We start from the raw sequence: 13,549 nt of genomic DNA on the forward strand, positions 1-13,549 counted from the left end.
CCCGGGCCCCGGACGTCGAAATGCCGGTTCAAGTCCGGCCCGCACAGCTCGATGTGCGGTGGTCCAAAGGCAGGACGCGGCGACTTCAGACTGACCTGGGTCCTCAAGCGTGCCGGCGTGCGACATGGGCGGCATCACAGGGCTCGGGGGCCGGCTACGCCCCCGGGTCCGCTCCTTTTTTGATCCTTCTTACGCCCATCGCCTGGCGTCCGGTTCGCGCGCGCACAGCGCCTGCCCACCGGTCGCGCACACCGCCTGCGCTCCGGTTCGCGCTCATCACATGCACCCTCCGGTTCGCGTGCACCGCCCGCCGCTCCGGAGGCCCGCTCCAACTGCCGTAGCCCCGGATTGCGTTCATAAAGAACGCGGCTTCCCGGCCATGCGTCACCTCGCTGAAATGCGAGAGTTGCATTTGCTCCAGGTTCGCGACCTACCGTGGGCACCACACAACACCGCCCGGCCGACGTCGCCCGAAGGCACACCCCCGCCCTCGTACTGACAGGAGCCCCGTGTCCCGCCCCGCCCTTGCCCTGCCTCCCTGGCTCGCCCATGCGCTGCGCGCCCAGCGGGGACCCGTGCCGTGGAGCGCGGTCGTACGAGGGGCGCTGGCCGCCGGGCCGTTGCTGCTCGTGGCCGTGCTCGTCGACCGGCCCTCCATCGGAGTCGTGGCCGCCCTCGGCGCCATGCTCGCCGGGACCAACGACCGGCCGGGGAGCAGGCGGTCCTCCATCAAGCGGCTCGGGGTGCCCGCGCTCGCCGGGGCCGGAGGCCTGTTCCTGGGGGCGTACCTCGGGGAGCAGGCCGGAGCGGTACTGCTGACCCTGGCGCTGACGGGACTCGGTCTCGTCGGCGGTGCTGTCAGTGCCGTGGGGCCGGTGGCGTCCGGAGCGGGAACGCAGTTGCTGGTCGCGGCCGCCGTGGGGGCCGGGATGCCGTTGCCCGAACCAGGCTGGCAGCGCGCCCTGTTCTTCTTCGGCGGCGCGGTCTGGCTGATCGTGCTGCGGCTTGTGCTGCCGACACCCGGGGCCCTGGTCAATGACCTCCGAGACTTCCGCTTCGACGGGGAGCGGGCAGCCGTCGCCTCCGTGTACGAGGCGGTCGCCGCGCTGCTCGCCGCCGTGGGCGGTGAGGACGCCATGGCCCGGCGTGCCGCACTGACCGCCGCGCTCGATCACGCGCAGGACGCGCTCGCGGGGCCACGGCTGCGCCGGTACGCCAGTTCCGCGGCCGAACGGCGACTGCGCGCGCAGTACGCCGCCGCGCTGCCCCTCGCCGAGGCCGCGACCGCGCTCGCCTGGTCCGGGGACGCCCTGCCCGCGCGGGCTGCGGACGGTCCGCGACGGCTCGCCGTGGCCGTACGGACGGGGGAGGCCTGTGGGCCGCTGCCCGCCCCCTCCCGTTCCGTACCGGGGTTGCGGGCTCTCGACGACGCGCTCCTGCACGCGGCCGAGGCCTTCGACCGGGGCGGCAAGAAGCCCAGCCTCAAGGGTTCCAGCGGCCCCATCGACCTCGGCGCCCAGCAGACCGCCCGCCACGGTCTGCATCTACGTCCCGTCCGCGCCAAGGCCCTCCTGCGTACGGTCACCGGCGCCGGAGGCCGCGAGTACGGGCTCCGGGTGGCGCTGAGCTTCGGCGCGAGCGCCGCCGTCGCGCAGGCGCTGCACCATGTGCACTGGTACTGGCTCCCGGCCACCGCCGTCTTCCTCGTCAAGCCCGACCTCGGACCGCTCGTCTCGCGCGTACTGTGCCGGGCCGCTGGAACCGTCCTCGGTGCCGTGGTGTTCGCCGGGTTCGCCGCGGTACTGCCCGCGCCGGAAGGGCTCGTGGCGCTCGTGGCCGTCAGCGGGGCCCTGATCCCGATCGCCCTACGGCACTTCGCCGCCCAGACCGCCGTCATCACCGTGTTGGTGCTCTCGCTCGTCATGGTCGGCGGCGAATCGCAGGCCTCCTGGAGCCGCATCGGCGAGACACTGCTGGCCTGCGCGATCGTGCTGCTCGTCGGACATCTGCCGGCACCGGGACAGCGCGGCGGGAACGTACGGGCCCGCCTTGCGCGTGCCACCGAGGCGGCACACGCGTACCTGGCGCAGGTGCTCAGCGGCGCCGACGACCGCGCGGCACGCTGGGCCCTGCGCCGCGAGGCCTACCGAACACTGGCCGAGGCCCGCGCCGCGATCGACCGCGCCTCCGCCGAACTCCCCACCCTGGCACGGCACACGGAAGGCACCGACGAGGTGGCGGACACCCTGGAACGCCTCGTGGACACGACCACCGCCTGCGCCGTCCACCTCGACGACACGGGACGGCTCACGCCACAGCACACCGAACGCCTCGCAACTTTGCTGGACGAACTCGTCGAGCGGCGGGAGCGGGCGGGGCTGACATCGGAGTACGACCGGTTGAGTCCGGGCTCGAGCCTGAACTTGAGTGCCTGATCAGCTCGTACGGGCCTGTCTCAGCCCGTACGGACCTGTCTCGGCCTGTACGAACCTGGCTCAAGGAAGCGCGAGGGAGAGCGAGGAAACGCAAGGAAGCCCTCACACCCGTATTCGCGCCCACACCGGAGCATGGTCCGACCCCGCCTCGTCCCGGCGCGCACTCGGGTCGTCGCCCACCGACGGCAGCGTGGTGACCTCCTGGGCCGGAGCCCCGGTCCCCGCGCCGGTCACATGGTCGAGGAGGAGGCGGCTGACCAGTATGTGGTCGATCAGCTCGGGGCGGCCGGCGTGCACTCGGGAGAATCGTTGCTTCTCGTCGATGAGCGGCGCGATGTTCCACAGGCGGGACGCGTCGCCCTTGTCGGGGCGCTCGAAGCCGGGGGTGTTGATCTCGGAACCCGGCGGGCCCTGGAGGATCTGGGTCGTGGCGGCGGCGACCTCGTCGTTGAGGTCGCCGAGGACGGCCACGTTCCGCTCCCTGCCCTTGCCGTCGAGGAACTTGTCGGCGAGCGCGCGCAACGTCGTGGCCTCGGCGGCCCGCCGATAGAGGGCGTACGCGCCGTACCGCGCTCGCTCGCCCTCGTCCCGCGGCTGGAACCGCCCGCCCGGATAGGTCAGCAGCTTCGACTTCAGGTGGCACACCGCCACCGTCAGGGTCATCGCCCCCATGGCGATCTCCACCGCCAGGAAACCGCGGCCCGTACGATCCACCGGCTCCCCGTCGTCGTCACCCTGCACGGGCCGCAGTGGTGCGGGGAAGGCGTTCGTGTCGGCCCGTACCCGTAGTGCGGGGCGGCTGAGGAAACCGACTCTGATGCCGCGGGGGTCCGGGTGCTCCGAGAGCGCGATGTGCCAGTCGCCGTCCAGCATGTCGGCCAGATCGCGCAGCGCCGCCGGGTCGCCGACCTCCTGGACACCGAGCAGGGTGGGGTCGAGGTCCGTGATCATGGAGGCCAGGGCGGTGAGCTTCGCCTTGTACGCGTCCTCGTTCCTCGGTCCGAACCGGCCGCCGGGCCGGTACAGGTTCTCCAGATTCCAGGTGCCGAGAAGCATGCCGGGCTCCTTCCGGGGAGCGCTGCCGGTCGGGACGGCCGGGTTCTTTGACGGGGCTTCGGTGAAGCCAGAGTGCGCGCCGAACCCTTGCGGCGACAGGGCGATGACCGGATGCACGGTTCACATCACCAGGCGGTACGACCCCGTCGTACCGTGGCGTGATGACATCGCCCGACGCGAAGAACGCCGCCGATCTCATCATCACCGGATGCACCGCCCTCGTGCACGACGATCATGAACAGATCGACTTCGTCGAGGACGCCACCATCGTCGTACGGGACGGGCTCATCGAGTCCGTGACGACCGATGCCCCGGACGACCTGGAGGACACCCCCGCGATCGAACGCATCGACGCCCGCGGCCAGATCGCGATGCCCGGCCTGGTCAACTGCCATACGCACGCACCGATGGTCGCCCTGCGCGGTGTCGCCGAGGACCTGCCCCTCGAGGAATGGTTCAACGACGTCATCTGGCCCATCGAGTCCAACCTCACCGACAAGGACGTGGAGTTGGGGGCGCGGCTCGCCTGCGCGGAGATGATCCGGGGTGGTGTCACCTGCTTCGCGGACCACTACTTCTCCATGGACACCGTCGCCGCCGTGGTGGACGACTGCGGGATGCGCGCCAACCTCGGAGAGGCCTACTTCTCCTCGCAGGGAGCCGAAGGGCGCGAGCGGTCACTGGACTTCGCGCTACGACAGCGAGGGGCGGCCGACGGCCGCATCACCACCTCGCTCGCCCCGCACGCCCCGTACACCGTCGACGACGCCGATCTCGCCGCCACCGCTCAACTCGCCCGCGAACACGGCCTGTTGGTGCACATCCACGCCGCCGAGAACCGCGACCAGACCGACACCAGCCTGGCTCGGCACGGCCGCACGCCGATCGAGATCCTTGAGGGCGCCGGGCTCCTCGACGTCGACCTGCTCATCGCGCACGGCACTGGCATCGTGGAGCGTGACCTTCCCGTCCTCGCCCGTGCCACGGGGCGCGTCGCGGTGGCCAGTGCGCCGCGCGGCTACCTCAAGTTCGCCTGGCCGACGACCACTCCGGTACGCGCCCTGCGGGAGCTCGGCATCCCTGTCGGGCTCGGTACGGACGGGGCCGCGTCGAACGGTTCGCTGGACGTGTGGGATGCCATGGCGCTCACCGCGCTGGTGCAGAAGTTCACGGAGCGTGACACGCGGTGGCTGACCTCGCGGCAGGCTCTGCATCACGCGACGTTGCAGAGCGCGCGGGCGGTCGGGCTCGGAGAGTCGATCGGCAGCCTTGCCCCGGGGCGAAAGGCCGACATCATCCTCGTCGACCTCTCCGGGCCGCACACACAGCCTGTGCACGACCTTGCCGCCGCCCTGGTGCACAGTGCTCGCTCCAGTGACGTACGGACGACGATCGTCGGCGGGCGGGTGCTCATGCGTGAGCGTGAGCTGCTGACGCTCGATGTGGCGGGGATCGTGGGGGAGCTGGGGGAGCGGATGCCGTCACTGCTTGATCGGAGCCATGGCAGGAAGATTCAGGAGTACGACGCCTGAGTGTGGCGGAGGGGGAGGGCTTGGGGTGGGGAGCACGGGGCGGGTGTGAAGAAGGGTCCGATATCACTACGAGTACGAGGAGTGACACGAAACGTCACGAAAGCTGAGAGATCACTCACACCAAGGCAGTAACCGAGTGTCAGCTACGTCTCAGTACGGTCACTCAGCGATCCGTTTCCCCCATGGTTGGCGTTTATTAACTCTAGAAGAACAGCGCTTCTACGGGAGCAGCGCTACATGGAGGTGCAAGGTGAACGGGCGAACGGTGCTTGGGCGCTTTCCAGCTGGGGGGCCGCGGGGGTCTTGGCCTGCGGAGGAGTTCGCGCAGGCTTGCCGCCTTGAGGGGCAGCAGGCTGAGGTTGTTATGGACCTGACGTCCGATGCGTTTCTGGTGGTCGTTAGCGACCGTGGCGAGTGAGGGGGTCTTTTCCCCAGCCCCGCCCCTTCCCGGCTGTATCAATTTGCGGCTCCGCCGCGTGAGGGGGCTGCGCCCCCAGGCCCCCTGGTAGGGGGCTGTGCGGCGGCTGCGGGTCCGTCGTGGTTGATCGCGCCCTCGCGGCGGAGCCGCAAATTGATACAGCCCCGCGCCCCTGAAGGGGCGCACCTGGTCCGGCGGATATCCGCGGACCATGATCAGGCTCGGACCACCCTCGACCACACCGGCGTCGTCCCCGTAACCCGGCACAGGGCCAAGTACAGCGGTATCGGTGGTGTGTACGGGAGTGTGGTGGCCGGTTTGTGGATCAGGTCCGGGGGTGGGAGTGCGGGTGTGCCCGGGATTATTGCGCCCGTTGCGTAGTGCGTGGGGGCGGGCCATTCCAGGGAGACGTCGGAGTCTGCGGGGACCAGCCACCACCACTGGGAAGCGTCGGCGTATACGCAGCCGACGCGCGGGAGGCGGGGCATCAGCAGAGGGCCGAAGCGGGCCGGCATCGCCACCGCGTCGCAGCCCAGTGGCGCGTCCATACCCTCCGGGACGGTGAGGCGTCGCAACGCTCCCGCTCCGGAGGGGGCCCGCAGCGAATGACGTAGACGAACCAGTGTGTCCAGGTGAAGCACCCGGGGCACCCCGGCCGACGTAGCCCTCACACCCATGCAGCCCCGTCCGTTCTCAAGTTTTCGAACGTCTTCGAACGATTCAGAACCAGTGCCCTGTCGCGGGCCCGTCCGCCCCAGTCAAGGCGGTGCCGGTTCGCGAGGAGCCGGCTGGGGCCGGCCGGCTCCTCGCACTCCAGCCCAGGTCCGACCGCGGCTCGGCGCCGTTGTTCGCCGAGCGCGGCAGGTCCGCCCAGACCAGCAGTCCGGGTCCGGAATCCTGGGCGCCCCAGGCCGTGCACACCGCAGCGACGAGAAGCAATCCCCTCCCGTGCTCCTCCTCGGGGCGCTGTGGCGAAGGGTAGGGCTCACCCGTCGCACACCCCTCGTCGCGTACGGCTATTCGCACCCGGTCGTCGCCGTCGTGCAGTTCGCACATCACCTGGCGGCTCGCTGTGTGCACGACCGCGTTGGTGACCAGCTCGGAGACGACCAGCTCCGCCATGTCGCAGATGTCTTCACAGACGGCCCACCCCGAAAGCCGGGCGCGGGTAAGGCGCCTGGCCTGTGCGGCGGAACCCGGATGCGCTGCCAGTTCGAAACGAAACCGGCGCTCGGCAGCCGCATCGGTGGCGCCGAGACCAAACCGGCTCCCGGCGTCTGCGGCGTCTGCTCTTAACGGCGAAGGCGGAGTCACGCTTGCCACTATCTCCCCGCCGTGAACACTTGGCAAGAGTCACTCTGAAAATTGCAGAGTGCAGTGTTCCGTGCGGAGGGGGCCATGGCACACTGCATCGCAACAGCACGTGACGCGGCGTCTGTTGGGTACTCGCCGGGTATCCACCGGGCGCCGCCCGGGCTGTTCAGGACTATGTGGAGGTGGACGTGAGTGAGCCACGGTCCGCGCCGACGGTCGGGCAGGTCGTCCTCGGACGGCGCCTGCTGGACCTGAGGGAGCGCGCGGGGCTCAAGCGCGAGGAGGCGGCGCGCATACTGCGCGTCACAGCCGCCACCGTCCGCCGCATGGAGATGGCCGAGGTCGCCCTCAAGATCCCGTATCTCCAGCTCCTGTTGAAGGCGTACGGAGTCTCGGAGGAAGAGGCCGACGCGTTCGTCACCCTCGCCGAGGAGGCCAACAAGCCAGGCTGGTGGCAGCGGTTCCATGACATCCTGCCGGGCTGGTTCTCGATGTACGTCAGCCTGGAGGGCGCGGCCGGCCTCATCCGCAGCTACGAACCCCACTTCGTGCCCGGACTGATGCAGACCGAGGAGTACGCCTATGGCGTCATGGAATCCGGCGCCATCGGCCAGACGAAACCGGAGGACATAGAGCGTCACGTGGCGCTGCGCATGCAGCGCCAGGAGCTGCTCAGGCGTGAGGACGCGCCACGGTTCTGGGTCATCATGGACGAGACGGCCGTGCGCCGGCCCGTCGGCGGCCCCGCCGTGATGCGCGCCCAGATCGACAAGCTGCTCGAGGTCACGAAACTGCCGAACGTGACGCTGCAGATCGCCCCGTTCTCCTCGGGGCCGCACGCGGGCACGTACGGGCCCTTCGTGCTCTTCCGATTTGCCGTGCCCGAACTGCCGGACATGGTCTACAGCGAGTACCTGACCGGCGCCGTCTACCTGGACGCGCGTTCCGAAGTGGCAACCCACCTCGAGGTCATGGACCGCATGGCGGCGCAGGCCGCCACAGCACATCGCACGAACGAGATCCTCCTGGATCTCCGCAAGGAGCTGTGAATGAATCGCATCAAGGCCCGGGTTCACAACGGGCGGATCTACAACGGCATGCCCGCACGCGAGCTGGGCAGCGAAGGCTGGCACAAGCCCTGGAGCGGCGGCAACGGCGGCAACTGCCTGGAGGCGATGAAGCTCGCCGACGGCCGCATCGCAGTCCGCCAGTCCGCGGACCCGGACGGCCCCGCCCTCATCTACACCCCCGGCGAGATGACGGCGTTCATCCAGGGCGCGAAGGCGGGGGAGGCGGACTTCCTGCTGTCCTGAGGCTGTTGTTCACGAACTCCGTTGTCAGTTGTCTCTTATTAGTTGCCTTTTCTGTCTTCCGTCCTTCCTCAAGAGCTCTGCCCGATCGACGGCGGCCCGCCCGCGAAATGCGGCGGGCCGCCGCTCGGCGATGGGCCGGGTGGTGGCCCGCCGCGATCCTTCGGCTACTTGCCCGGTGTGGCCACTTACCCGGGCGGCAACGCCGCGCACAACGCGTCCAGCGCGGCCCCGTACGCGTGCTCCGGAGGCGTCGCATAGCCGACGACCAGCCCATCTGGTCCCTCCGGCGCGGAGATCGGCGCCTCCGGGTGCCGGAATTCAGCGAGCCCATCCAAGGCCAGCCCCTGCCAATGGGCGGCCCTGACGGCTGCCTGCTCGCTTCCGGGCGGCAGCCGTAGCACCGCGTGCAGCCCCGCCGCGATCCCGGTGACCTCGATGTGCGGCGCGTGCGCGGCCAGCGCGACGACGAGACGGTCACGCCGCGTCCGGTACCGCTGCCGCATACGCCGCACATGACGGTCGTACGACCCGGAGACGATGAAGTCCGCGAGCGCCAGCTGGTCGAGAACGCTCACCCACGCCTCACGCTCGCCCTTCGCCTCCAGTACGGCATCGACGTACCGTTCCGGAAGGACCATCCAGCCCAGCCGCAGTGCGGGCGACAGGCTCTTGCTGACCGAGCCGATGTGGATGACCCGCTCCGGGTCCAGACCCTGAACGGCGCCCACAGGCTTGCGGTCGTAGCGGAACTCCCCGTCGTAGTCGTCCTCCAGAATCACCCCGCCACGCGCGCGTGCCCAGTCGATCACAGCGGTGCGGCGCGCGGGATGCAGCGGACCGCCCGTCGGGAACTGGTGCGCCGGTGTGAGCAGTACGGCCCGCTCCTTGCCCAACTCCTTGACCTGGGCGCCGTCTTCGTCGAGGGGCAGCGGGAGTGTCCGTACACCTGCCGCTGCCAGCAATTCGCGGTGGAAGGGCAGCCCGTACGCCTCTACGGCCAGCGGGCCCTGGAGCACCCCGCCTCCGGAGCCCCTGAAGAGGAGCCGCAGCGCGTGGGCGAAGCCGGAGCAGATCACGATCCGGCCCGGCTCGGTGCGTACGCCCCGCGCGCGTGCCAGGTACTCCGTGAGCGCCTCCCTCAGCTCGCGACGGCCGGCAGGGTCTCCCGGCCCGAACGCCTCGTTGGGCGCCTGCTGTAGGGCTCGCCGGTACGAGGTGAGCCAGGCGGTGCGCGGGAACGCCGACACGTCCGGGGTGCCCTGACGCAGGTCGTGTCGCGGTCCACGCGCGCGTGGGGGTGCCTTTTTGGGGACGCGCGTGGCGTGTCGCAAGGGTTCGGCCCGGTCGGCGACCCGCGTGCCCGAGCCCTGGCGCGCGGTCAGCCAGCCCTCAGCGACGAGTTCGGCGTACGCGTCGGCGACCGTGTTGCGGGCCACGCCGAGATCGGCGGCCAACGAGCGGTATGGGGGAAGGCGGGCGCCCGGGGCGAGACGGCCGCTCCGTACGGCGTCTCGCAGGGCGCGGATGAGGGCGGCGCGACGGCCGCCCGTACCCGACAGCTCCAGTTCCAGATGCAGGTCGGCGCCGATGCGCTCCGCCGAATTGACCCACGAATCCGCCATGGAAATGAACCCTACAGACGGTCTTTCCGGTCCGTAGATTCATGGTCATGACGACGAACACGACAGACACGAAGACCGCGATGGACCTGATGAACGCGGCGAACACGGTGAACGCAACGAAGGCGGTGAACCAGGCCGCGGTAGCCGAATACGCTCGCCTCGACTTCGCGAAGTCCGCCCGAAAGGCTTTCCGAGCCCTCATCGGCTTCGACGCCGCCGCCCGTGAAGGGCTCGACCCGGCCCTCGTCGAGCTGATCCAGATCCGCGCCTCGCACCTCAACCACTGCGCGTACTGCCTCCACATGCACACCAACGACGCGCGCAAGGCGGGCGAGAGCGAGGACCGGCTGCATATGGTCGCGGTGTGGCGCGAGGCCCGCCACTTCTTCACAGAGCGGGAACAGGCGGCGCTCGCGCTGACCGAGGCGGTGACGCTGGTGGCCGACCGCGGCGTCCCGGACGACGTCTACGCGCGGGCCGCCGACCAGTTCGAGGAGCACGAACTCGCGCAGGTCCTGGCGTTGATCTTCGCGATCAACACATGGAACCGGATCGCGCTGTCGACGGGGAAAGTGGCGGGCACGGACGAGCGCTGATCCTAGTGTTCCCGGCGGCCCTGGTGTCTCACACCGTCATCGGGCGGTCGTACGGCCCTATCGGCGCCGGAAGTCGTGAACTTCCCGTCAGTTGGCGGTCGACCGCTGCCGCTACCGCTCGGCCCTCCGCGATGGCCCAGACGATCAGGGACTGGCCGCGTGCGGCGTCGCCGGCGGCGTACACGCCGGGGACGTTGGTTGCGAAGTCGGCGTCGCGGGTGATCGTGCCGCGGGGGTCGAGGTCGAGGCCGAGCTGGTCTACGAGGCCGTCGGAGCGGTCGGGGCCGGAGAAGCCGAGGGCGAGCAGGACGAGGTCGGCGGGGAGCCGGCGTGCGGTGCCGGGGATGGGGCGGCGCTCGGCGTCGACCTCCACCAGGTGCAGCGCGCGTACGTGGCCGTTCTCATCGCCGGTGAAGCGGAGCGTGGACGCCGCGAAGAGCCGGGCGTCGGCGTCCGCCGAGGGCGCCGTCCGCAGCTCGCGGGCTTCCTCATGCGCGGCCGACAGCCGGTAGATCTTCGGGTACGTGGGCCAGGGCTCGACGTCCTCGTCGCGTTCCGTGCCCGGCTGCCTGTAGATGTCGAGCTGGGTCACGGACGCGGCGCCCTCGCGTATCGCCGTGCCCAGGCAGTCGGCCCCCGTGTCGCCGCCTCCGACGATCACCACGTGCTTGCCCGCCGCGGACAGCGGGGAGGCCTCGATGTCCCCCTCGCACACCCGGTTGGCCAGCGGCAGATACTCCATCGCCTGGTGTATGCCGTCCAACTCACGCCCCGGCACGGGGAGTTCACGCCAGGCCGTTGCACCCACGGTGAGTACGACAGCGTCGTAACGGGACCGTAGCGCGGCGGCATCGATGTCCCGGCCGACGGCGGTCGAGGTACGGAACTTCGTTCCCTCCGCCCGCATCTGCTCGAGCCGCCGCTCCAGATGCCGCTTCTCCATTTTGAACTCGGGTATCCCGTACCGCATCAGCCCGCCGAGCCGGTCGTCCCGCTCGTACACGGCGACGGTGTGCCCGGCCCGCGTCAACTGCTGCGCCGCGGCAAGGCCCGCAGGACCCGAGCCGATCACCGCGACCGTACGTCCCGAAAGCCGGTCCGGCGGTCGCGGCGGCGCGAAGCCCTCCTCCCAGGCCCGGTCGGCGATCGCGACCTCGACGTTCTTGATGGTGACCGCGGGCTGGTTGATCGCCAGCACGCAGCCTGCCTCGCAGGGCGCGGGGCACAACCGGCCGGTGAACTCGGGGAAGTTGTTCGTGGCGTGCAGGCGATCGCTCGCCGCTCGCCAGTCGTCGCGCGAGACCAGGTCGTTCCAGTCGGGGATCAGATTGCCGAGCGGACAGGCCTCGTGGCAGAAGGGGATGCCGCAGTCCATACAGCGGTCCGCCTGCGTGCGGATGATGGGCAGCAGCGCGCCCGGGACGTACACCTCGTCCCAGTCACGGACCCGCTCCTCGACGGGGCGGCGCGGCCAGTCCTCGCGGGAGGCGTTGAGGAAACCCTTGGGATCGGCCATGGCCGTCTTCCCTCACGTACGCGAACGGGGCCCATACGGCATCCCGCCTCCGGGCCGGGGCGGCGGGCCGGGGCCGGAGGGCGGGGTGCGCAGGGCCATGCGGCAGACTCTTCCTGCCACGATACGTCGCCCACGGCGCGTAAGCCCCAGTGCGTGCGCCGGGGCATGCGCCTCTGCCTCGGGTGAGCGTCAGGACCTAGTCAGGCTCAGGTCCGGCTCAGGCGGGCGCCGGGACGTACTCGGGCTCAGGCGAGCGCCAGTACGTATGAGATCGCCGCGCCGGCGGACGCGATCATGCGGACGTGGTTCCACGTCGTCCACTCACTCACGTACGAGCGCCAGTACGCGGCGGCCTCCCGCGTGCCGGGATCCATCGTGGCCAGCTTCTCGTTGCGTGGGACGTTCGCGACCATCGTGACCCCGAAGCTGCCGAACAGATACAGCGCGCTGCCGAGCAGCAACTCCACCGTGCCCTCGTCGGGCCACAGCACGAACGTGACGACCGCGAGCACCGCGCACAGCACCGCCGTCCCGGCGAACACCGCCATGAAGGCCGGCGTCAACGCCGTCACATTGATCGACTTCATCGCCGCCACGCCCTGCGCCGGCGGCAGCGCGGCAAGCCCCCTCATCACGAACGTCGAGAACGCGCAGAAGACCCCGGCCACCAGCCCCGTACCGAGCACACCCAGCACCGTCAGCACGAAGTACGGTCCATCGATCATGAAAACTCCTGCATATTGAAGGATCTTGCCCGGCGCTCCCGGTCACCACAAGTGAAGTCCGGCACGACCAGGGTCACCATCGCCGAGGGGCTCGGGGGCATAAGCGAAGCGCTCGGGCTTGGGGCCCCCGGCCCCCCCGCCCCCCTCCCTCCCTCTCTGCCCTCCCTCCCCCGCCCACCTGCCCGCCCCGCCCGCGCGGCATCATGGCCCTGTGCGACTCGAAGCGATCACTTGGGAGCGCCTCGGTGACCTCCTCGCCGAGCGGTTGCTCGATCTGAAGCCGGACGACGGCAGTCCCTGGCCACGCATCGCCTTCGACGGAGCCCCGGCCGCCCACCCCGGTGATCTCGCCGAACGCGTCGCCGAAGCCCTGCGCCTGCGCGGCCGGTCCGCGTTCGTCGTCGGCGCGGAGGGCTTCCTGCGCCCCGCCTCGCTCCGGTTCGAGCACGGGCACCGGGACGTGGAGGCGTACTACGACGGCTGGTTCGACACGGGAGCCCTGTGGCGCGAGGTCTTCGGCCCGCTGGACCCCGGCGGTGACGGTCGCGTCCTGCCCGACCTCTGGGACCCGGTCGCCGACCGCGCCACCCGCAGCCCTTACGTCCAACTCCACCCCAGCGCTCTGCTGTTGCTGCACGGCCCCCTGCTACTGCGCCACTGGTTCCCGTTCGACTTCACCGTCCACGTACGCCTTTCTCCAGGTGCCCTGCGCCGACGCACCCCCGAGAGCGAGCACTGGACGCTTCCCGCGTTCGAGCGCTACGAGAACGAGGTGACTCCGGGCGACACCGCCGACGTCCTGGTGCGTGCGGACGACCCACGGCACCCGGCATGGAACGGCTGACGGCGACGGCGCGTGGCTCTGGACCACTTCACCGGCTCTCTCCCGGCAGGGCCGCCGGAATCCGGGTACCTGCGGGTGCGTATCGCTCCCTGCCCGGCGAGAATGTAGGGCGCCGGGACTAGGGCGCCGCTGATGGATCTCCGCGGCGTCGCGGCGCCCAGCACGCACGCACGCTCGC

The 13,549-nt window shown here is 70.3% G+C and carries 12 protein-coding genes; 6 read left to right on the forward strand and 6 right to left on the reverse strand.

From position 1 onward, the window contains the following. Positions 1-509 precede the first annotated feature (509 nt). Positions 510-2,435 carry an FUSC family protein gene (locus ACQEVY_RS35815; RefSeq protein ID WP_432953616.1) on the forward strand — a complete coding sequence of 642 codons (1,926 nt, stop codon included), beginning with the start codon at positions 510-512 and terminating at the stop codon, positions 2,433-2,435. Positions 2,436-2,537: 102 nt separating this feature from the next. Here the strand turns inward: ACQEVY_RS35815 and ACQEVY_RS35820 are convergent, their stop codons facing one another. Continuing rightward, complete coding sequence (locus ACQEVY_RS35820; RefSeq protein ID WP_432953618.1) at positions 2,538-3,491, reverse strand: endonuclease/exonuclease/phosphatase family protein; 954 nt, start codon at positions 3,489-3,491, stop codon at positions 2,538-2,540. A 161-nt stretch (positions 3,492-3,652) separates the two neighbouring features. On the opposite strand from ACQEVY_RS35820, the gene ACQEVY_RS35825 reads away from it, so the two are divergent. Beyond that, complete coding sequence (locus tag ACQEVY_RS35825; RefSeq protein WP_432953620.1) at positions 3,653-5,023, forward strand: amidohydrolase; 1,371 nt, start codon at positions 3,653-3,655, stop codon at positions 5,021-5,023. Positions 5,024-5,656: 633 nt separating this feature from the next. Here ACQEVY_RS35825 and ACQEVY_RS35830 read toward each other — a convergent pair. Together ACQEVY_RS35830 and ACQEVY_RS35835 are read right to left on the reverse strand one after the other, a co-directional pair. Next, on the reverse strand, positions 5,657-6,118 hold the full coding sequence (locus ACQEVY_RS35830; protein ID WP_432953622.1) for a hypothetical protein: 462 nt from the start codon (positions 6,116-6,118) through the stop codon (positions 5,657-5,659). Between the two features lie 43 nt (positions 6,119-6,161). Then, positions 6,162-6,764, reverse strand: coding sequence for an ATP-binding protein (locus tag ACQEVY_RS35835; RefSeq protein WP_432953624.1), 603 nt, complete (start codon positions 6,762-6,764; stop codon positions 6,162-6,164). 179 nt (positions 6,765-6,943) lie between these two features. On the opposite strand from ACQEVY_RS35835, the gene ACQEVY_RS35840 reads away from it, so the two are divergent. Beyond that, entirely contained in the window at positions 6,944-7,804 is an 861-nt protein-coding gene (locus ACQEVY_RS35840) for a helix-turn-helix domain-containing protein (protein ID WP_432953626.1), read from the forward strand. Next, entirely contained in the window at positions 7,805-8,068 is a 264-nt protein-coding gene (locus ACQEVY_RS35845; RefSeq protein ID WP_189321341.1) for a DUF397 domain-containing protein, read from the forward strand. A 185-nt stretch (positions 8,069-8,253) separates the two neighbouring features. Here the strand turns inward: ACQEVY_RS35845 and ACQEVY_RS35850 are convergent, their stop codons facing one another. Beyond that, complete coding sequence (locus ACQEVY_RS35850) at positions 8,254-9,690, reverse strand: PLP-dependent aminotransferase family protein (protein ID WP_432953628.1); 1,437 nt, start codon at positions 9,688-9,690, stop codon at positions 8,254-8,256. Between the two features lie 41 nt (positions 9,691-9,731). On the opposite strand from ACQEVY_RS35850, the gene ACQEVY_RS35855 reads away from it, so the two are divergent. Further along, entirely contained in the window at positions 9,732-10,286 is a 555-nt protein-coding gene (locus ACQEVY_RS35855) for a carboxymuconolactone decarboxylase family protein (RefSeq protein WP_432953630.1), read from the forward strand. 28 nt (positions 10,287-10,314) lie between these two features. Here the strand turns inward: ACQEVY_RS35855 and ACQEVY_RS35860 are convergent, their stop codons facing one another. Together ACQEVY_RS35860 and ACQEVY_RS35865 are read right to left on the reverse strand one after the other, a co-directional pair. Next, a complete protein-coding gene (locus ACQEVY_RS35860) occupies positions 10,315-11,802 on the reverse strand; it encodes a glutamate synthase subunit beta (RefSeq protein WP_432953632.1) in 1,488 nt (495 codons plus the stop codon). A 245-nt stretch (positions 11,803-12,047) separates the two neighbouring features. After that, positions 12,048-12,527, reverse strand: coding sequence for a DUF1772 domain-containing protein (locus ACQEVY_RS35865; RefSeq protein WP_432953634.1), 480 nt, complete (start codon positions 12,525-12,527; stop codon positions 12,048-12,050). 211 nt (positions 12,528-12,738) lie between these two features. Here ACQEVY_RS35865 and ACQEVY_RS35870 point away from each other — a divergent pair, with 211 nt between their 5' ends. Further along, entirely contained in the window at positions 12,739-13,371 is a 633-nt protein-coding gene (locus tag ACQEVY_RS35870; protein WP_432953635.1) for a uridine kinase, read from the forward strand. The last annotated feature ends 178 nt before the right edge of the window (positions 13,372-13,549 follow it).

It is taken from the genome of Streptomyces sp. CA-288835 (genome assembly GCF_050936385.1).
GTDB lineage: Bacteria > Actinomycetota > Actinomycetes > Streptomycetales > Streptomycetaceae > Streptomyces.